16 protein-coding genes, 1 other RNA gene and 1 pseudogene are annotated in these 19,249 nt (G+C 43.9%); 9 read left to right on the forward strand and 9 right to left on the reverse strand.

The features are described from left to right. The first annotated feature begins 65 nt into the window (after positions 1–65). Both JMX82_RS00175 and JMX82_RS00180 read left to right on the forward strand, forming a co-directional pair. Positions 66–1,070 (forward strand): NAD(+) kinase, encoded by a 1,005-nt coding sequence (locus JMX82_RS00175; protein ID WP_227676233.1) that lies wholly within the window; start codon positions 66–68, stop codon positions 1,068–1,070. Positions 1,071–1,123: 53 nt separating this feature from the next. Further along, positions 1,124–1,435, forward strand: coding sequence for a YeaC family protein (locus JMX82_RS00180; protein WP_045451872.1), 312 nt, complete (start codon positions 1,124–1,126; stop codon positions 1,433–1,435). 86 nt (positions 1,436–1,521) lie between these two features. Here the strand turns inward: JMX82_RS00180 and JMX82_RS00185 are convergent, their stop codons facing one another. From JMX82_RS00185 to JMX82_RS00205, 5 genes and pseudogenes are all read right to left on the reverse strand, one after another. Continuing rightward, entirely contained in the window at positions 1,522–1,896 is a 375-nt protein-coding gene (locus tag JMX82_RS00185; protein WP_045445094.1) for a HopJ type III effector protein, read from the reverse strand. Between the two features lie 123 nt (positions 1,897–2,019). Continuing rightward, positions 2,020–2,187 (reverse strand): annotated as a pseudogene (gene csrA / locus JMX82_RS00190) (carbon storage regulator CsrA); the annotation flags it as partial. A gap of 369 nt (positions 2,188–2,556) precedes the next feature. Further along, positions 2,557–3,843, reverse strand: a complete 1,287-nt coding sequence (locus JMX82_RS00195) for an aspartate kinase (RefSeq protein ID WP_055124395.1) — start codon at positions 3,841–3,843, stop codon at positions 2,557–2,559. A 325-nt stretch (positions 3,844–4,168) separates the two neighbouring features. Then, complete coding sequence (alaS, locus tag JMX82_RS00200; RefSeq protein WP_201538876.1) at positions 4,169–6,841, reverse strand: alanine--tRNA ligase; 2,673 nt, start codon at positions 6,839–6,841, stop codon at positions 4,169–4,171. Between the two features lie 163 nt (positions 6,842–7,004). Then, complete coding sequence (locus JMX82_RS00205) at positions 7,005–8,771, reverse strand: DUF389 domain-containing protein (protein WP_227676234.1); 1,767 nt, start codon at positions 8,769–8,771, stop codon at positions 7,005–7,007. 290 nt (positions 8,772–9,061) lie between these two features. Here JMX82_RS00205 and JMX82_RS00210 point away from each other — a divergent pair, with 290 nt between their 5' ends. Beyond that, the gene (locus JMX82_RS00210; RefSeq protein ID WP_087814154.1) at positions 9,062–9,274 is read left to right on the forward strand and encodes a hypothetical protein; all 213 of its coding nucleotides are present in this window, start codon (positions 9,062–9,064) and stop codon (positions 9,272–9,274) included. Positions 9,275–9,375: 101 nt separating this feature from the next. Here the strand turns inward: JMX82_RS00210 and JMX82_RS00215 are convergent, their stop codons facing one another. Further along, complete coding sequence (locus JMX82_RS00215; protein ID WP_201538877.1) at positions 9,376–10,815, reverse strand: L,D-transpeptidase family protein; 1,440 nt, start codon at positions 10,813–10,815, stop codon at positions 9,376–9,378. A 290-nt stretch (positions 10,816–11,105) separates the two neighbouring features. Here JMX82_RS00215 and prmB point away from each other — a divergent pair, with 290 nt between their 5' ends. Together prmB and aroC are read left to right on the forward strand one after the other, a co-directional pair. Continuing rightward, a complete protein-coding gene (prmB, locus tag JMX82_RS00220) occupies positions 11,106–12,272 on the forward strand; it encodes a 50S ribosomal protein L3 N(5)-glutamine methyltransferase (protein WP_045451878.1) in 1,167 nt (388 codons plus the stop codon). A 104-nt stretch (positions 12,273–12,376) separates the two neighbouring features. After that, entirely contained in the window at positions 12,377–13,480 is a 1,104-nt protein-coding gene (aroC, locus tag JMX82_RS00225) for a chorismate synthase (RefSeq protein WP_201538878.1), read from the forward strand. 139 nt (positions 13,481–13,619) lie between these two features. On the opposite strand, the gene JMX82_RS00230 is transcribed toward aroC, so the two are convergent. The 3 genes from JMX82_RS00230 to JMX82_RS00240 all read right to left on the reverse strand — a co-directional run bounded on the left by JMX82_RS00230 (position 13,620) and on the right by JMX82_RS00240 (position 16,591). Continuing rightward, the gene (locus JMX82_RS00230) at positions 13,620–13,820 is read right to left on the reverse strand and encodes a hypothetical protein (RefSeq protein ID WP_201538879.1); all 201 of its coding nucleotides are present in this window, start codon (positions 13,818–13,820) and stop codon (positions 13,620–13,622) included. A gap of 116 nt (positions 13,821–13,936) precedes the next feature. After that, positions 13,937–15,727 (reverse strand): two-component system sensor histidine kinase CreC, encoded by a 1,791-nt coding sequence (gene creC / locus JMX82_RS00235; RefSeq protein WP_201538880.1) that lies wholly within the window; start codon positions 15,725–15,727, stop codon positions 13,937–13,939. Positions 15,728–15,796: 69 nt separating this feature from the next. Next, on the reverse strand, positions 15,797–16,591 hold the full coding sequence (locus JMX82_RS00240) for a response regulator (RefSeq protein WP_201538881.1): 795 nt from the start codon (positions 16,589–16,591) through the stop codon (positions 15,797–15,799). A 363-nt stretch (positions 16,592–16,954) separates the two neighbouring features. Here JMX82_RS00240 and JMX82_RS00245 point away from each other — a divergent pair, with 363 nt between their 5' ends. The 4 genes from JMX82_RS00245 to JMX82_RS14435 all read left to right on the forward strand — a co-directional run bounded on the left by JMX82_RS00245 (position 16,955) and on the right by JMX82_RS14435 (position 19,175). After that, the gene (locus tag JMX82_RS00245) at positions 16,955–17,626 is read left to right on the forward strand and encodes an alpha/beta hydrolase (RefSeq protein ID WP_201538882.1); all 672 of its coding nucleotides are present in this window, start codon (positions 16,955–16,957) and stop codon (positions 17,624–17,626) included. A gap of 85 nt (positions 17,627–17,711) precedes the next feature. Further along, positions 17,712–18,089, forward strand: a transfer-messenger RNA (tmRNA) gene (gene ssrA, locus JMX82_RS00250). 151 nt (positions 18,090–18,240) lie between these two features. Next, positions 18,241–18,897, forward strand: a complete 657-nt coding sequence (locus tag JMX82_RS00255; RefSeq protein ID WP_227676235.1) for a tyrosine-type recombinase/integrase — start codon at positions 18,241–18,243, stop codon at positions 18,895–18,897. Continuing rightward, positions 18,894–19,175, forward strand: a complete 282-nt coding sequence (locus tag JMX82_RS14435) for an IS3 family transposase (protein WP_201538883.1) — start codon at positions 18,894–18,896, stop codon at positions 19,173–19,175. Before JMX82_RS00255 ends, JMX82_RS14435 begins: the two co-directional genes overlap by 4 nt. Positions 19,176–19,249: the final 74 nt, after the last annotated feature.

Consider the following 19,249-nt stretch of genomic DNA (forward strand, 5'->3'; position numbering starts at 1 on the left):
GCTAGTCTAAACGCTCGTTTATCGCTATCATTGGCGAGTACTTTACCGTTATGCCGAGTCGTTTTATGGAAAACTCAGCGCAATCCGCAAGATTGCCGCACTTACATGAATCAGAGCTGTTCCACGCTATCAAAAACCCTGCTTTTAGGCGTATTGGGCTTATGGGCCGCGCTGGTAAACGCAGTGTCACTCAAAGCTTGGTGCAAATTGCCCAGACTATCAATGAGATGAATCTCACATTGATTATGGATGTGCAGACGGCGAACTTGCCTACTTTGAACCTTACTGAGATCGAAAAAGTCAAAATCGTTAAGCGTAGTCTAATCGGCGAGATTTGCGATTTGGTCATCGTTGTTGGCGGTGATGGCTCGATATTGCACGCGGCTGAAGCGTTGGCACGCTACCGTGTGCCTGTACTTGGCGTCAACCGTGGTCGGCTTGGTTTTTTGGCGGATGTAAAACCTGATGAAGCGGCGTTTAAATTGCGCCAAGTATTGATGGGTGATTATCAGTTGGATCATCGTTTTCTATTGACGATGGAGATACGAGAAGGGCGCACTATCCTTCATGAAGATATGGCGCTCAATGATATCGTATTGCATGCGGGAAAATCGGTTCATATGATTGATTTTCAGATGAAAATCGATGGTCAAGATGTCTACCGTCAGCATAGTGATGGTTTGATTGCAGCAACGCCTACCGGTTCAACGGCCTATGCACTCTCTGGCGGCGGCCCCATCATCCATCCTAGTATGGATGCTATCTGTTTGGTGCCCATGCATCCCCATACGCTGTCTAGCAGACCGATTGTGGTGAGCGGTAATAGCGAAGTTTGCATTCGCATTCACGAAGACAATCGCACTCAGCCGATGGTCAGTGCCGACGGCAAGCCAAGCGTGCCACTTGAGCAAGAGCAACGGCTCTATATTCGTAAGCATCCAGATAAGCTTACTTTATTGCACCCGCCAGGGTTTGATTTTTATGAAGCTTGTCGCACCAAATTGCACTGGAACGTCCATGCTGAGGAATTCAGTCTTGACGTGGATGATGATATTATGGACGATGAATAAGTGTCTCTTTTATATAAAAACGTTATAAAAAATAGTGTTGGAGAGTAGATAGGATGGACAAGCAAACGATATTAGCAAGTTTAACGCCAGAAGTGGTGGATAAGTTCCGCATGGCGATTGAGTTGGGTAAGTGGCCTGATGGTCGTAAGCTGACCGCTGAGCAGCGCGAGACCTGTATGCAAGCGGTGATGGTGTGGGAGCACGAGCATCTACCACCTGCTGAGCGCACAGGCTATATTCATAAGCCAGTCAAAGACGATGGCTCTATTGTCGGGGCAGAATGTGATGTCGAGCACGAGCATCATTATCCAAACATGCCTAATCCGAAAGGCGCAGTCCAACCCGTCAAGTTTCGTGATAAATAGGCTGGTGGCTAAGTTTTATGATAAAAAATGAAGCACATAAAAAAGGCCACGCTAATCAGCGTGGCCTTTTCTTATTTAATAACTTTTTAAAGCGCCGTCGTATCAACACTAGGGCGAACCGTTAATGGGTTTTTTTGCATCAAAAACCCTTGCCAGCCCCAATGTAAAAAATTGCGGATATTGGCATGGTCAGTACCGTTAGGAGTTGCTTGAACTTTGGCATAATGCTCGCCAAACAGTTTTAGCGTATCCAATTGATTTAGACCATGGTGCTTGGCAAAGCCAAAAATTTTCGCACTACCTTCATTTTCACCAGCTGCATTGTGTACCATACCGTTCACAAACGGGGCAGGTGCGTAGCGATAAAAATCATCAATAAAACTGATGACATCATTGAATCCAATGGCTTTTTTATCCAAACCATTAAGTAGAGCCGATACGTCTGATTGGCGGATACTCATAAATAAATGACCTCAGAGCAGATTAAAAAAGTGAAAGTATGTAACTTAGCGATTGAAATAGTCTTCGTCATCAAATGAAGGCGCAAAATTGCCTTGCTCAAGATGTTGCATTTGCGACTGTACAGAACGCTCATGCTGAATACGTTGGTAAATCTCTTCGCGGTGTACGGCAATATCTTTCGGTGCATTTACACCGATACGTACTTGATTGCCTTTGACACCTAGGACAGTCACACTGACCTCATCACCAATCATTAGCGTTTCGCCCACGCGGCGTGTCAAAATTAACATGCGTCACACTCCTTATGTCGCATCAACAAATTATTACTCATCAGATTACTTCTCAATTGCAGGACATTACCGCAGCCCTAGAAAGACAATGTATCAATGAAAATCACAATGCTTACTGTTGTGCCAATAGCGGTAATGATAGGTAGATTCATTTAGCCCAAATGAAAGCCCCATTATAGGGGGCATAACAGAGACTGTCACGGGTTTTCACAAAACTATTGGGTAAATAGTTACCCTAGCAATAATAAAAAATAAAAATAGGATCTAAAAAGACCCTATTTAATTCAATACATTGTTGAAAGTAAGTGATACTGACTTAATGCATAACTGTTGATGCTAAATCGATTATTTTAAGCGTTTTAAAATAAGTTATAGCCCAGCGATTTTACTTTCGCCATCTTCACGATCCAGACCAAATGCGGTATGTAGTGATTTAACGGCTTTTTCTAAATACTGTTCTTGGATAAGGACAGACACTTTGATTTCGCTGGTTGATATCATTTGAATATTGATATTGTTTTCAGCAAGGGTTTGGAACATGAGGCTCGCAACACCAGCATGAGAGCGCATACCGACGCCGACTAAAGAGACTTTAACGACTTCATCATTAGCCAATATCTCTTTAGCACCGATCTCATCTTTGACTTCGTTTTCTAGTACTTTCATGGTTTTGTCCATGTCAGTACGGTTGACAGTGAAAGTAAAGTCGGTGGTGCCGTTAGTAGAGAGGTTTTGCACTATCATATCAATTTCAATATTGGCACGACCAATCGGGCTTAGGATAGCAGAGGCAATACCAGGATGATCAGGTACACCGCGCACGACTATTTTTGCTTCGTCTCGATTAAAAGCGATACCTGAGATGATTGCCTGTTCCATATTGTCTCCTTCGTCTATCGTAATTAGGGTGCCGACATTGTCTTGAAATTCTTGGTCGAAGCTACCATCGTTGTTTTCATCAAAGCTAGATAATACGCGCAGTGGTACACCATATTTACCGGCGAATTCTACCGAACGAATCTGTAAAATCTTAGAGCCAAGACTTGCCATCTCTAGCATTTCTTCAAAGGTAATTTTTTCAAGTTTTTTGGCTTTTGAGGTCACACGAGGGTCAGTGGTATAAACGCCATCAACATCGGTATAAATCTGACATTCATCAGCACCCAAGGCAGCAGCAATAGCGACACCTGTGGTATCAGAGCCGCCGCGCCCTAATGTGGTCGCATTGCCTTCGTCGTCAATACCTTGAAAGCCTGCGACGATGACGACATTGCCTGCATCGAGTTGCTCACGGATATTTTTGTCATCGATACTTTCGATACGGGCTTTATTGTGGGCATTATCGGTTTTAATCGCGACTTGACGACCAGTAAATGAACGAGCGCCTACACCAAGCTCTTTAATCGCCATCGCAAGCAATGAAATCGATACTTGCTCACCGGTTGAGACCATTTGGTCGTATTCACGAGGATCAGGCTGAGTGCTAATTTGGCGTGCTAGATCAATCAAACGGTTGGTTTCGCCGCTCATAGCAGAGACGACAACAACTATTTGATGACCGTTGTCATGCCAGCGTTTGACTCGTTTGGCGACATTTTTGATGCGGTCGATACTGCCCATCGAGGTGCCGCCGTATTTCTGTACTATTAACGCCATAAAAATCTACCTATTATTCATTAATGGCCTTTTATTATCATCAATGAGAGCCAATATGCGGATGTGACGCTCAATCAATGCTTGTATAGATAAAGCCGTATTATAAGAATTGCGCCCATGCTTTTCGTTTATGTATTCAGTAGTGCTGACCAGGTAATGCACGCACGATGCATATAAACGTTGACCTTTATATCATATCTACGTCACAACGTTAAGTGCCCGTAGCGCTTAGATACATGGCGATTGGTTATAACCGTTATAACCAATCGCGTATCTTATGCGTAGTAGACCCAAGTGATGCGCTGTATTCATGTCTTTTTCAGGACTAGCTAAGCTGAGTTTCAATCCAAGCAGGTAGGGCATTGATAACTGAGGTACTGTTGGCAGACTTTGGCGCGCCGCCTTGTGCGTAATCTGGCTTACCACCACCTTTACCGCCCAGCTCACTTGCCAAATGACGAATGATATCACCAGCTTTTACTTTAGCGGTGACTGATTTTGCCACGCTTGCAGCTAGGGCTAACTGTTCGTCTTTATCACCAATCAATACAATCACGCTATCAGGTAGTTTAGATTTAATATCGTCCATCAGGGTGCGGATAGATTTGCCGTCGATACCGCTTAAGGTACTGATAAGCACGGGCGTGCCTGCGATGGTCTGTACTTCATCGAGTAAATTGGCTGCTTGGGCGCTGGCGATTTTTTGCTCTAAACGCTCTAGTTGTTTCTCAAGTTCGCGCTGCTTATCCGCCATGGTACGCACGCGCTGTGCCACTTCAGGACGTTTTACTTTTAGCTGACTGGCAAGCTCGCTCAGCTGCTGCTCACTTTGCTGAATGTTTTTAATTGCATTCATGCCAGTGACAGCTTCAATACGGCGGATGCCAGCAGCAATACCTGATTCGCTGGTAATTTTTAGCACACCGATATCACCAGTACGTTTAACGTGCAAACCACCACAAAGCTCAATAGAGAAGGGCTTGCGCTGACCATCGACAATACTGTCAGTGCCCATGGTTAAGACGCGAACGTCACTGCCATATTTTTCGCCAAACAATGCCATAGCGCCTTGTTTCATCGCTTCGTCAATAGACATATTCTCGATGCGAGCAGGGGTGTTGGCTTGAATTTGCTCATTGACTAAGCGTTCGATACGCGTAATTTCAGCAGTGCTGACAGGCTTGTCATACGAGAAATCAAAACGTAAGACTTCGCTTGATACTAACGAGCCTTTCTGTGTGACTTCATCACCCAATACTTCTCTTAATGCGGCATGCAATAAATGCGTGGCAGAGTGGTTTTTGGCACTAGCCGCACGGATGCTAGACAAGACTTGCGCATCGGCGGTCTGTTTGGTATTAATGTCACCCATGGTCACGACACCATAATGGATGATGGCTTGACCAGATTTTTTGGTATCTTGCACTTCAAAAAGGCCAGTCGCGGTGCGGATTTCGCCAAGCTCACCAACTTGACCACCACCTTCAGCATAAAACGGTGTACGGTCAAGAACTATAACGCCTTCCATACCCTCAGCTAAGCTATCGGCTGGACTGCCATCTTGATACAGCGCATCAATCGTTACGCCTTCTTCTGCAAGCTGCTCATAACCGATAAAGGTGGTTGGGTTTTCTACTTGAATGACACTACTATAATCAACGTCAAATTTGCCAGCATCACGAGCACGCTCACGTTGCGCTTGCATATGCTCATCAAATTCAGCTTCATCAATCACAATACCGCGCTCACGAGTGATATCCGCAGTCAAATCGACCGGGAAACCATAAGTATCGTACAGTTTAAATGCGGCTTCCCCAGATAACGTGTCGCCATCTTTTAGACCTTCCAGCTCGCTGGCAAGTAAACGTAAGCCTTGTGCCAAAGTTTTGGCAAACTGTGCTTCTTCTTTTTGAATGGCATTTTCAATCACGCTTTGCTTATCTTTTAGCTCAGGATACGCCGTACCCATTTCAGCAACCAAGGGTGTGACCATTTTATAAAAGAAATCACTGTCAGCACCAAGTTTATTGCCATGACGTACCGCACGACGAATGATACGGCGCAGTACATAACCACGACCTTCGTTGCTTGGAGTAACGCCATCAGCAATCAAAAATGAAACGGCGCGAATATGGTCAGCGATGACTTTTAATGACGATTGTTGCTGGTTTTCAATCTCTAAAATCTCAGCTGCCGAATCCATTAAATGTACAAATAAATCTATCTCGTAGTTGCCATGGACGCCTTGCATGATGGCGCTGATACGCTCAAGTCCCATGCCAGTATCTACGCTTGGCGCTGGTAGCGGTAGCATAGAGCCGTCTTTTTGACGATTAAACTGCATAAAGACGCAGTTCCAAATCTCGATATAACGGTCGCCATCTTCTTCAGGTGTGCCCGGTAGACCGCCTTCGATATCAGCACCATGGTCATAAAAGACTTCGGTACAAGGACCGCAAGGGCCAGTGTCACCCATCGTCCAAAAGTTGTCTGAGGCGTAAGGCGCGCCTTTATTATCGCCAATACGGATAATGCGCTCGCTAGGAATACCGATGTCTTTATGCCAAATATCAAAGGCTTCGTCATCAGTCTCATAAATGGTCACATACAAGCGATTTTTATCGATTGCTAGCCATTCATCTGAGGTCAAAAACTCCCAAATATAGCCAATACCGGCTTGCTTAAAATAATCGCCAAAAGAGAAATTACCGAGCATTTCAAAGAAGGTATGATGGCGCGCCGTGTAGCCAACATTGTCCAAATCATTATGCTTGCCGCCAGCACGAACGCACTTTTGCGACGTCACCGCACGGGTATAATCACGTGGCTCCATACCCAAAAACGTTTCTTTAAATTGATTCATACCGGCATTGGTAAATAGCAATGTCGGGTCATTGTGTGGAATCAAACTCGATGAGGCGACGGGGGTGTGCTGCTTGCTTATGAAAAAATCGATAAAAGCTTGACGAATATCGGCTGAGCGAAATGGCTGGCTCACAGCGGCTCCTTACTGGCGAATAGAATTGAGTAAAATAATTTTGCAAACGATTTTAGCACAAACGCCCAAGCTCTTGGTACAAGAGTTACAACGGCTAGGTTATTCTGCGCATGTAGGTGCCGATGGATTTGTAGCACATCTTAAAGCCAGTTGGTCAAAAAAGCTAATTGGTCAAAATCGCCGCATCAGTCTCGTCCAGTTTATCTTGTATCAATGGATTGGACTCAATGACTTGTACTGGCAAGTAGCGTAGCTGTAGCTTAATGGGTAGATACTCAGGGAAATTCTCTGCCATATCCTGAGTAATGACGGTTTCGATTTGCCGTACATCGTATGAGGTAGGTGTCGTCTCTCCGCGAATGACCGCACGTACGACTTTATTGTCTTCTGAAGTATCAAATTGCGTATTGGTCAGCACGTTGCCTTTATCGATAAAGTAGCTATTGATGGCTTCTTTGACGCTACTCTCAAAAACCTGCTGCTTGGCGTTGGTCTGTAGGTTGATGGTCAAATATGTCCCTAAGCCACCTAACAATAATAACGTCACCGCATTACGGCGTAAAAAGGTCAAATAGGTGCTTGATTTATAATCGTCATCGACCAAACGGCGAAAGCCTAATAACCAAAGTACTAAAGCATTGGTAAACTGGATAGCAATAATATTGGTTAGCGCCAGTAGCAGTGCCCCAAGTCCAAGCTGCGTCTCGCCATTGGCAAATAATATCCCACTCGCGGCAAGAGGTGGCACCAATGCAGTGGCTACCGCCACGCCGACCACTGCCACTGATAGGTGCGGTGAAACCATCGCGTAAGCGCCAGCAGTACCACCCGCTAGAGCAATCATTAAATCCATCGAGGTTGGCTGAGTGCGCGATAATATCTCTGCGGTCAGTGGCTGATCTTTGTGTAACCAGCCGACGATAAAACCAACCAATACCACCAATGATACGCCGACGATAACCGTAATCAGTGATTTACGTAGCAATGGCATACGATGATCAATAATCGCTAACGCTATGCCAGTAATGGGACCTAACATCATGGCAACCAACATGGCACCAATGACGACGGCAGCTGAATTGGTCACCAGTCCATAACTGGCGATGATGGCAGAAAGTATATTCATAATGAAATACATTTTGCTAGGCAGAGCGTTGGCCTCGATTCTGACCCGTACTTCTGGATAGTCTACCTTTTGATTGCTAAATTGCTCGGCAACAAATTGCTTATAAGACTCCAATTTAGCTTCTTTTTTTTCTTTAATCTCGTCTTCTAGTTCTTCCTGATTATCGACTTTATCTTTCACAGTATTTTTTACGATAGTGTCATTATTTTTAGGCGTGTCTGGCTGTTTATCAATTGAGGACGGTTTTGTGTTGTCATTATTTGCTTTGCTTTCTTGCTGATGGCTATCAGAGATAGGATAAGTGCTCTGTGCATCAGCGGGGGCAATACCTTCTACCGTTACCTCAGCGTCAGCATCCTCTTGAGAATTGTACTCTGAAGCGTTATCTTCTTCTTGAGCATGTTCTGCTGATACATTTTCTAGATTTTTATGATTGGGCGCTGTTGTGGATTTTAACGATTCATTGGATAGTGGTGTCTCAAGCCCAGTGATTTCAAGTTTAGTTATTTTAGACTCATTGTTGGGCTTGGCGGTTTCTAATGTTGCCACTACCTCGTCAGCACCAATGGACTTTATCGCTATCGTTGTTTCAGGCGGCTGCGCACAAGCCATATCCTCGCCGCAGTCATTGTCATCATGAGTCTCTGAGCTTTTTGAAGACTCAGTATGTTCGACAGTGCTATCTAGTACAGAGCTACCATCTGCGTCAGCTAGCGCCGTTTTTTTGTCTGGATAATTGGCTGTGCTTGAGTCATCTTTTATAACTGAAGAATCATTAGAGGGTTTGTTTTCAGATGAGGTCATGGCAGATGGCTTTCTTAAAAAGTAAAAGAAAGACATTATTGTAATGATAAAACGAGGACAACGTATGGTTTTTTTACGACTAAATAGAGCGCAGTGTCATTAAATAGTAATACTTAAAATAGTAAAATTATGCATCATTAACTAACGATAATAAAAACCTTAACTTTAACAGGGTTTTTATGCTTAGTCACCTACTATAGCTGGCTCGCAGGTTTATAGGAAATACTTACTTTCTTTGTGGGTTTAGTGTATAAAGGTACTATATCCACAATAAAAATGAGGAATAAGTTATGAACTGGCCATTATTCTCTGTTATATATTCAATCGCAGCAACCGTTACCATTGGCGTTTTTATGATTGGCGCTTTAGTCACAGGTTTTAATGAAATCCCTCATATCCAAATAGCAGTAGCACTAGGCGTTTTGGTGTCTATCCCTGCAGGCATGTTTTTTACCAAAAAAGTTGGTAGCATCACTGGTAATGAAGAAGGCTATAAAGCATAAAAGCGAATAATATTGTCAATTTAAATGAATAAGTCCGATTATCAGCCATAAAAAAAGACCTTGCTATCAAGGTCTTTTTTTTATTCATTATTTATGACTTATCATTTAAGCTCAACGGTTGCGCCATTTTCGATATTGGCATAAACCTCTAACACATCCCAGTTGGTCAAACGCACACAACCTGCAGAGGCTTGGCGACTGATGCCTTCAGGCTTTGGTGAACCATGAATACCATATGAAGGTTTAGACAAGCCCATCCATACGACGCCAACAGGGCTATTTGGTCCTGGTGGTAGCATATGTATTTGTTTGTCTGCGCCTTTACCAACGGTTGCTTTATACCAAGGCATTTTCACCTTGTTAATAATTTTAAACGAACCTTGTGGCGATGGTGTGGCATCGCTACCGATTGTCGTTGGGTAAGTAGCCACCAGCTTCTCCCCGTTATAAGCATATAATGTCTTATCGGCTTTATTGGCAACCACACGGTTAATGCGCTGCTTAAGTGGTGCACGGGTATTTAAAACAGTGATGGTTTCGCCCGCTTTATACTGCTTATTTTTATTCAGCTTATCTAAATAACGCACATCCATATGGAAGCGCTCACCAAACATCTCTTTAATGTCTTGATAGTATAAGCCTTTCATTTTTGACTTGGCTTCTGAACCTGCAGGTGTGCTGGCAAAGTTGGTCTTAATATCATCTTCAGTGATGGTGTAAGTCACGAGCACTGGTTTATTCGCTGGGATATTTTTATTTAACGCATCCCACGTTTTTTGATCCATTTTACCTGTGGCTGGCAAGCCTTTCATGGTTTGGAAGTTGATCAGCGCTTTTTTACTGTTCATGCCCCAGCCGCCATCGATGGCACCAGGAGAAGCATGGTTCCAATCAAGCAGTGCCTGCATTTTGATTGTCATTGCTGAGTTAACTTTCATATTCGGTGTCCATGTGGCACCGTTTACCTGTTTGGCGTAATTCGACAAATTCAGCGTGGTATGTTTTTTACCATTAACATCTTCGATGCTTTTGATAGAAGTATCTGCTGGGCTAGCATCAAATATGGCTGCGGTAGGGGCAGCGACGGCTTGACCTTCACTAATATCGTCAGTGCTATCAGACTGCACATCTTTACGAGCCAGCTCTTCTACCGTCATGTTATCAGCACTGACTGCTTGTTGGGCTGTCTCTACATCGACTTCCTGCTTTTCGTCAATCAGCTGAGTCATACGGTCAGGCGCATTAGGCTTTAAGGCAGGCGTGGCTACGACAGGAGCACGACCATCGATTGAGCTACTGCGATTCTCTTGTACATCAAGGCTAACTTTTTTGGCAATGCTAGGCATTGAGTCAGCGGTTCGTACTGGCAGGGTGCGCGTATTATCAGCAGGTGCGGCAACGGCGCTGACACTGGCAGTAACGACAGCAATTGATATAGCGGTAATAAGAGGCTTCATTTTCATCATATTGGGATACTTATGGTTATAACTAATGGGGCTATTATGCGCATAATTTGAATGCTTCGCAAACTTTTGACACATCTTTTTTCATTAAAGTCTTGCCAAACGTCAACCGTTGACGTATTCACTACAGTTGGGCAATAACTGAGCGAGGGTATGCATAAGATGATGCGCTATTATTACTTGCAGTCCTCATTATTCACGTTGTTTTTAGAGCCATTTTTATGAATATAAAACTGCAAAAATTGGCGCAACTTAGCGTTTATGTCTATAATGGTGAATAAATTTTTATTCAATAGATCGGCTTTTAATAAAAGGCGTTTTAACCCATCCGCATGTAGTCAGTGAACATGTAATCAGTAAGGTGCGATATGTCAGAAGACCAAACAATGAGCGCAGAAGAGTTTCAAAATCAATACTTCAATGACGATGGTCTAGAGAGTGAAATGGTGTTTGATTTAGAGAGTGGGATTCTGGGTGAAGACGATCAATTTGCCAATTTGCCTGCAGAATTAGAAGAGGCCCGCGAGCAATTGGTCAGTATTCGTGATTTTATTCGCTTTTCGGTCACACAGCTTCGTAATTATGATGTGGTCGTTGCACAAGGCACCACCGATGAGTTTGCTGAAGCATCCGCCATTGTTTTGCATTCTCTGGCTTTAGACTGGTCAGCCAATGAGCAGATTCTCGATTGTCGCTTGACCACCTCAGAGAAGCAGTTGGTACTGAGTTTGTTAGAAGAGCGTATCGCTGAGCGTAAACCATTAAGCTATTTGATTAACTTATCATACTTCTGTGATTTGCCTTTTTATGTCGATGAGCGTGTACTAATTCCAAGATCGCCTATCGCAGAATTGATTCGTCAGCAGTTCCATCCATATTTTGATGTCAATGAGCTTGCCAAGCCACTTGGTAAGAGCGTCAACGAACAAGCTGCTGCATTTTATGATCACGGTTTAGAGGTCAAGCAGCTGTCGCAGCCTGAACGTATTTTAGATTTATGCACTGGTTCTGGTTGTATTGCTATTGCGCTTGCGACGCGTTTCGTTGATGCGCTGGTTGATGCTGTTGATATCGATAAAAGTGCGCTTGAAGTAGCTATGGTTAACGTCGATCATCATGATCTTGGGCATCAGGTTAATGTGATTGAGTCCGATCTGTTTGCTAAGATTCCTGCTGAACACCAGTATGAGCTGATCGTCACCAATCCGCCGTATGTCGATGCGGCTATTATGGCAGAGCTGCCACCTGAATTTTTATATGAGCCAGAGCATGCGCTAGCCGCGGGTCAAGATGGGCTGGATTTGGTGCATCGTATTTTGTTTGAAGCGCCAGATTATCTAAGTCCAGAAGGCTTGCTTGTCTGCGAAGTGGGTGATAGTGAGTGGGCATTAAAGCAAGCCTATCCTGAAATTCAGTTTGACTGGTTGAAATTTGCCCACGGTGGTCACGGTGTCTTTGCGATTACCTATGATGAGCTCATGGCGCATCGTGAGCTTTTCAATGCTTACGTGCAACTGTTAGATAGCATTCAATAGAACTGTCAGGTAATAGAGCTATCGAGTACTAGAACTGTTGAGTAATAGAACCATCGAGATTTACGCGATACTCAAAAATTGACTTCATTTATTTAAGGATAAATATGGCAGGCAATAGCATTGGACAGGTTTTTACGGTCACCACGTGCGGCGAGTCGCATGGTGCAGGTCTCATGGCAATCGTCGATGGCGTGCCACCGGGTTTAGCCTTATCTGCAGATGATTTACAAATAGATTTAGATCGCCGCAAACCGGGCACGTCTAAATACTCCACCCAGCGCCGCGAATCTGATGAAGTTGAGATTATTTCTGGTGTGTTTGAGGGTAAGACGACAGGCACGTCTATTGGTTTGCTGATTCGTAATACCAATCAAAAATCCAAAGACTATGGCGAGATTAAAGACACGTTTCGCCCCGGTCATGCCGACTATACCTATAGCATGAAATATGGCTTTCGTGATTATCGTGGTGGCGGGCGTTCCTCAGCGCGCGAGACGGCGATGCGCGTGGCGGCAGGTGCTATCGCTAAGAAATATCTACAAGAGCGCTTAGGTGTGCAAGTCCGTGGTCACGTCACCCAAATTGGCAATGAGTACAGTAATGTCCTAAACCTAAACCAAATTGATTGGGACTTTGTGAACAGCAATCCGTTTTTTTGCGCCGATGCCGATGCTGTCAGTCGTTTTGAGACCTTGATAGACAGTTTGCGCCGTGAAGGCACTAGCTGCGGGGCACGCCTAGAGATTATCGCTAGCGGTGTGCCAGTCGGACTTGGCGAGCCAGTATTTGATCGTTTGGATGCAGATATTGCCCATGCGATGATGAGCATCAATGCCGTAAAAGGCGTTGAGGTCGGCGACGGCATGGCCGTGGCAGGACAGTTCGGTCATAGCTCTCGTGATGAGCTGACGCCAGACGGTTTTACTGCAAATCATGCTGGTGGTATTTTGGGCGGTATCTCTTCAGGGCAAGACATCCGTGTCAGTATCGCGCTTAAGCCAACCTCTAGTATTACGACGGCTGGCAAGAGTATCAATACACAAGGCGAGTCGGTTGATATGCTAACTAAAGGTCGTCATGATCCTTGTGTAGGGGTACGTGCCACACCTATCGCAGAAGCCATGCTGGCTATCGTTTTGCTCGATCATTATTTGCGCCATCGCGGTCAAAATGCGGATGTTAAGCCGCCAGTAGCATCTATTACTTAGATTGTTTACCGTAAAATTATAAACCCTCTATCATTTCTTGTTAGAAATAATAGAGGGTTTTTTTTGACTGATTTTTTATAAATAATTAACAAGCCAGCAATTCAGTTAATAAGATTTAATCATTAAATTGAATGAATTTTTAAGCCGCTATTTGATAGTGGTCAATAGCCACACATTGCTGGTGGCGAAATACCAATAGCAGTTGTTGACTGGGAATGGCTAACCAATGCCCAAAAGCGATACTATCAATCCCTTCACCTGACAGCGCTTGTAGGCAAAAATGGCGACTACCGCCTAAACAGTTTTTTATAATTTGATTTTGTTCAATAGCGTCTTTCATGGCCTTTCTATCCTTAATAGGGGTTACGAATTTGAATAACGCTATCGTAAAACAAGCAGATAGAAAACCTGTGTAGGAATTATGGAAAATCCATGAACTGGCATAGATGTTTATTTTTAAGCTAATGGTAGGGTTAAGCTAACCATGACACCAGAACGCTGATTCTTATCAGTACCAATTTTATCGTTATCATCATGGACGTTATTAATAGTTACCTGACCGCCATGATGCTCAATAACTTGCTTCACAAGGGTTAAACCAAGGCCAGTGCCTTTTTTTAAGGTATTACTTGTGACATTGGGCTGCTGTGCTTGTTTGATTTCTAACTTGGAAGATTTATCTGGTGCATGCTCTGAGGCTTTTTCAGCAGCTTGGCTCTGATGCGATAAGCTAAAATAACGGTCAAACGCTTTATCAACGGCATACTCAGGGAGCAATTTACCATTATTAAAGATGTCAATAGTCACAGTTTGCGCTGAACCATGTTGCGCGATGCTGTGCAGATAAATGGAAACTGTGCTATCGGCAAAATGAATGGCATTGTCCAATACATTTTGCAGCACTTGTACCAACCAAAACTGGTCAGCGAAAACGCTGGTATTTGCCAAGGCATTTGGTGATAAAGTCGCTGTTTCAGTCACCCGTTTATTATCAAGATAGATGTCGATAGGCGCTAGGTGCTGCTGTTGCAATTTAGCGCTATTGTCTTTTGCAAGGGTTTGCAACAACGGTAGTAGAGGGGTCAGCTGGCGATTCAGCTTAAAAGTCGGTTGCTCAACTTTGGCAAGTAATAGCAGCCGATCAATCAATTGTTGCATTTTGATACTTTGTTCACCAATGGACTGGATGAGCATCTGTTGATCTTCTTTATCAAGCCCGTCGTCTTCTAGCAACTCACTACTGGCACGAATGGCGGTCAAAGGACTTTTGAGCTCATGGGTCAGAGTATGAACATAGTCAGTAACATAGGCGCGATTTTCCAATCGATGTTTCATAGACTCAATGGTATCTGTGAGGCTATTAAGTTCATGACCTAAGTAAAAATAGGGCTTTTTGGTGTCTTCTGCCAGCGCACTGGTATATTGGGTCACAAGGCTGATACTTTGCTTGAGCCACCATGCGACCAGTCCTGCTAATATAAGGGCAGCAATACTCATGAGCAGTGCTGTGATAAGCATGCGATTGCGCGTATCGTCCAAATAAGGCAACACGCTAGCGACAGGTTTGCCAACGCTGATGATACCAATCAAGTTGCCAGTTTCATCCTTTACCGGCTGTGCCACATACATCACCGTACCATCTCGCTGATTATGATCTAGCGTTGTACTTCTCGCGCCATACTGACCATTTAACGTTAGATAGACATCATTCCAGCGGCTGTAATCTTGTCCTTCATCATTGTCAGGTTCGGGTAGTGAGTCGTATATGACAACGCCTTTATCATCGGTGACATATATCCGAAAGCTGCTAGGGCTTTTATTTTTATATTCTGGATCTGTTGTTTTACTTATCGTGGGCGCACCGATAAATGCCGCATCGAGTTTCGTTTGATACTGCTCATCGTATAGCTGTCCTGAAGATAACGGCATCTGCAAACTTGCTGCCAGCAATTTGCTGGTATCTAACAACGTATCTTCGATGACTTGCTGCGCCGTCGGTTTGACATAACCAAACAGCTCAGTAAATGCGACCACACCGCAGATAATCAGCACTAACGCCAACGCGAGCCAAATCCTAAAAAATATACTTAAATTCAGTAGTCGTTTTGGTTTAGTTGTTTGCTGCGCGGTGCCGATAGGATGCAGTTTTGCATACCAGTTGCTTTGGCTGGCATGCGCGCTGTTATCAGCCTTATTAATATGAGTATTAGGATGGCTGTTAGCACTATCGTTGGTTTTATGATTCATATTTTTAGGTGTATTATTTGACGTTATAGAAGGTCGGTTTTAATCAAAATATGGCTATGGGTAGTGCAGCTAGGCGGGACACAAGGCGTAACCCAAGCCGCGATGGGTATGGATAACATCAATGCTCGCGTCGACGGTCGCTAGTTGCTTACGAATGGACTTGATATGACTGTCTATAGTTCTCGCCAAGCGATGATCGGGATAGTCGCTCACAGCGCCGAGCAGTTGCTCACGGCTAAAGACTTGATTGGGTGCTTTTAACAAGGTCAATAAGATTTTGCGTTCGGTGTTACTCAGCTCAAGCTTCTGCTCTTGCCACATTAACGAATAATTAAGTGGTTGGTAGTACCAGATGCCAGACTGACATTCAAACGTTAACGCTTGTCCTGACATAGTATTTGAAGAGGCAGGATTGGTTGTATCGCTGGCTTCTGTTGTATGGGAGGTGGAGGACTGAGACAATAATTGCTCACGTCGCCAAATGGCTTTTAGGCGAGCAACCAACTCGCGCGGGCTAAATGGCTTGGCACAATAGTCATCGCCGCCCATCTCTAAACCCAAAATACGATCGACCTCATCGCTACGCGCCGTCAAGAAGATGATAGGAATGTCTTTTAAGCCGTTAATATCAGGGGTGTGGCGTATCTGTTGACAGAGACTGAGACCATCGCCATCTGGCAGCCCAACATCTAAAATAATCGCCGATAGATCTTGCGCTTCAGCACTATTATGTAAATTGCGCAGAAAAGGCAACACGCTACTGGCGTTATCAAGCCAAGTGATTTGCCAGCCTTCACGCTTGCAAGTGACTTTCAGTGACATCGCGATAGCAGGATCGTCTTCTACCAGTAAAATATGGGTCATAAGCTCTATATCGCTATATAAAGAAAAACTATTTAAGATGAAGGGGTTATTAATATCTAATGAGATACGAACATTGAAAAATGAGTGTAGGGCATCATACAGTAGTAGCTAGAGTGCTATCTAAGTTGACGAATTTATCGTAGCACAAAAGTCACATTCACTTTTGCTATCAGGCCTTAAAAGATGTGAAAAGTTAATGGAAATTGGCATTGTTAGCGAAGACTTTTTTGACTAGCGGTTTTGGTGAAAGGCTGTAAAATAATCTGTATTATTATAAAAAATATTGAAATATAGTACGAATGTCAGTTTTACTAAAAATAAGTTTGATGTACCTACCATTTTTATTTAAAGGAATTTAAAAATATGAGTGACTATTTAGATGCGGTCATCGTTGAGCATAATCCAACGCAAAAAAAGATAGATAGAGCCGTTATTTGGCTACATGGTTTGGGCGCGAGTGGTCATGATTTTGAGCCAATGGTACCACAGCTCGGTTTAGCGGATAATATGGCAGTGCGTTTTATTTTCCCGCATGCACCAAAGCGCCCAGTGACGGTGAATGGTGGTATAGTAATGCCAGCATGGTACGACATCTTAGAGATGAGCCTAGAGCGTAAAGTCGATGTCGCTCAGATTGAAGAGTCTGCGCAGCAAATCCGTGATTTGATCAGCCGTGAGATAGAGCGTGGTGTTAAGCCTGAACACATTGTAATCGCAGGATTTTCGCAAGGTGGGGCAGTGGCATATCATGTGGCACTTGGCTACCCGCAGCGTTTAGCTGGCTTGATGACACTCTCTACTTATCTAGCGACTAATGATAATATTAGCTATAGCGCTGCTAATAAAGACATGCCAGTATTGATTGAGCATGGTACGCATGATCCAGTTGTTCCTGTAATTTTGGGCGAGCAGGCACAGCAGTTATTATCCGCTAAAGGCTATAATGTTGCTTATCATACTTATCCGATGGCACATCAAGTTTGCATGCCGCAGATTCAAAATATCGGTAAATGGCTAAATAAAGTACTGGCTTAGAGAGTGCAGCTGTAACGTAATGTAATATAGATATTATATATGTTGAAAGTCGACCTATAAGTCCTATATAATAGATAACCTTATTGGGGATGTTCTGGCTTCGACGCTGGTAATGAAACTCAATGATGCATGTCGAGAGTATATGTCCTCTCGTTAATCAAACATATATTGTTATAGTCGCAAACGACGAAAATTACGCTCTAGCAGCTTAAACCCTGTTTACATGGTTTAAACCTGTTTACTTAGTTGCTGATCACCTACAGTTGGTCAACTAAGTTGAAGCGTCCGCATGTAGGCTCGCCACAAGTGATTGTCTCAATTGCTTGGGTTCAAAAGTAGAGAATCGTCCAATCCATCCTGACTGCCGGATCGGTGCGGATTAAATTTAAAGACAGAAACTAAACATGTAGATTCATGAGCGTAATGCTGGCGGACGCGGGTTCAACTCCCGCCATCTCCACCAAACAACGATAATGGGCTGACCGTCATAGACGGTTAGCCCTTTATTTTGGGCGTTTTCTGGGTTTTCATTACCTCGTAGGGGTATGGCGAACCATATAGAATGTTGGTATTAGAGTTTATACATACTCTCAATACCAACAAAGGATAGCCCAATGCCCTTAACTCATACCGTCATCAATAAGCTACAGCCCAGTAGCACCTCGATTGATACAAAGCGACCTGACAAACATAGTGACGGTAACGGGCTGCAATTATGGGTGCGTTACACTGGCGTTAAGTCATGGATCAGCGCATACCGTTGGCAAGGTAAACAGCAAACCCTCACTATTGGAACTTATCCAGTAATGAGCCTTCAAAATGCACGCCAGCGCAATATTGAGATCAAACGCTTAATAGCTGATGGTGTGAACCCCAAAGATCATAAAAAAGAGCAGCAAGCCATCCAAGACGGTTCAAATATTTTCGATAACATAGCCCAGTCATGGTATGCAGAACGCAAAACCTACCTAGCAGAAAGCACCTTTACCCGTAACTATTCCGCCTACATGCGTGATGTTAAGCCCTCTATTGGTCAAAAGAACATCAATGATATAACCGCGCCTGATATATTAGCCATTGGCAAAGCAGTAGAAAGCCGTGGCGCTAATGAAATGGCAAGGCGTACTATTAGAGAAGTAGGGCAGATATTCAAACATGCGATACGCAATGGACTAGCCACACATAACCCAGCCACAGACCTAGCCGAAGCCATCAAGCCACACAAAACCGTCAATCATAGTGCTTATCTACTACAGCCCCCAAGGCCTTGATACGTCAGATATTTAATGACTCAAAGCAATCAGCTGGTGCTCGCACCATTGCCGCTATTCTATGGTATCAGCACAGCGTCAGAATGACCCGCTATCTGGCAGGTAAGCTTATGAGAAGCATGGGACTGAAAAGCTGTCAGCAAAAGATGCACAAATATAAGCATGCGGATCAGATGCATAGAACCTATGAAAATATCCTAAGGCACAATTTCAGTCCAAGCATGCCTAATCAAGTCTGGACAGGAGACGTGACTTACGTTAGAGTTAAAGGTGGCTGATGCTATTTAGCGGTAGTGTTAGATTTGTTTGCACGTCGTGTCGCGGGCTTTGCTGTCTCAGACTCACCCGAAGC

The organism is Psychrobacter sp. 1044, assembly GCF_904846525.1.
GTDB lineage: Bacteria > Pseudomonadota > Gammaproteobacteria > Pseudomonadales > Moraxellaceae > Psychrobacter.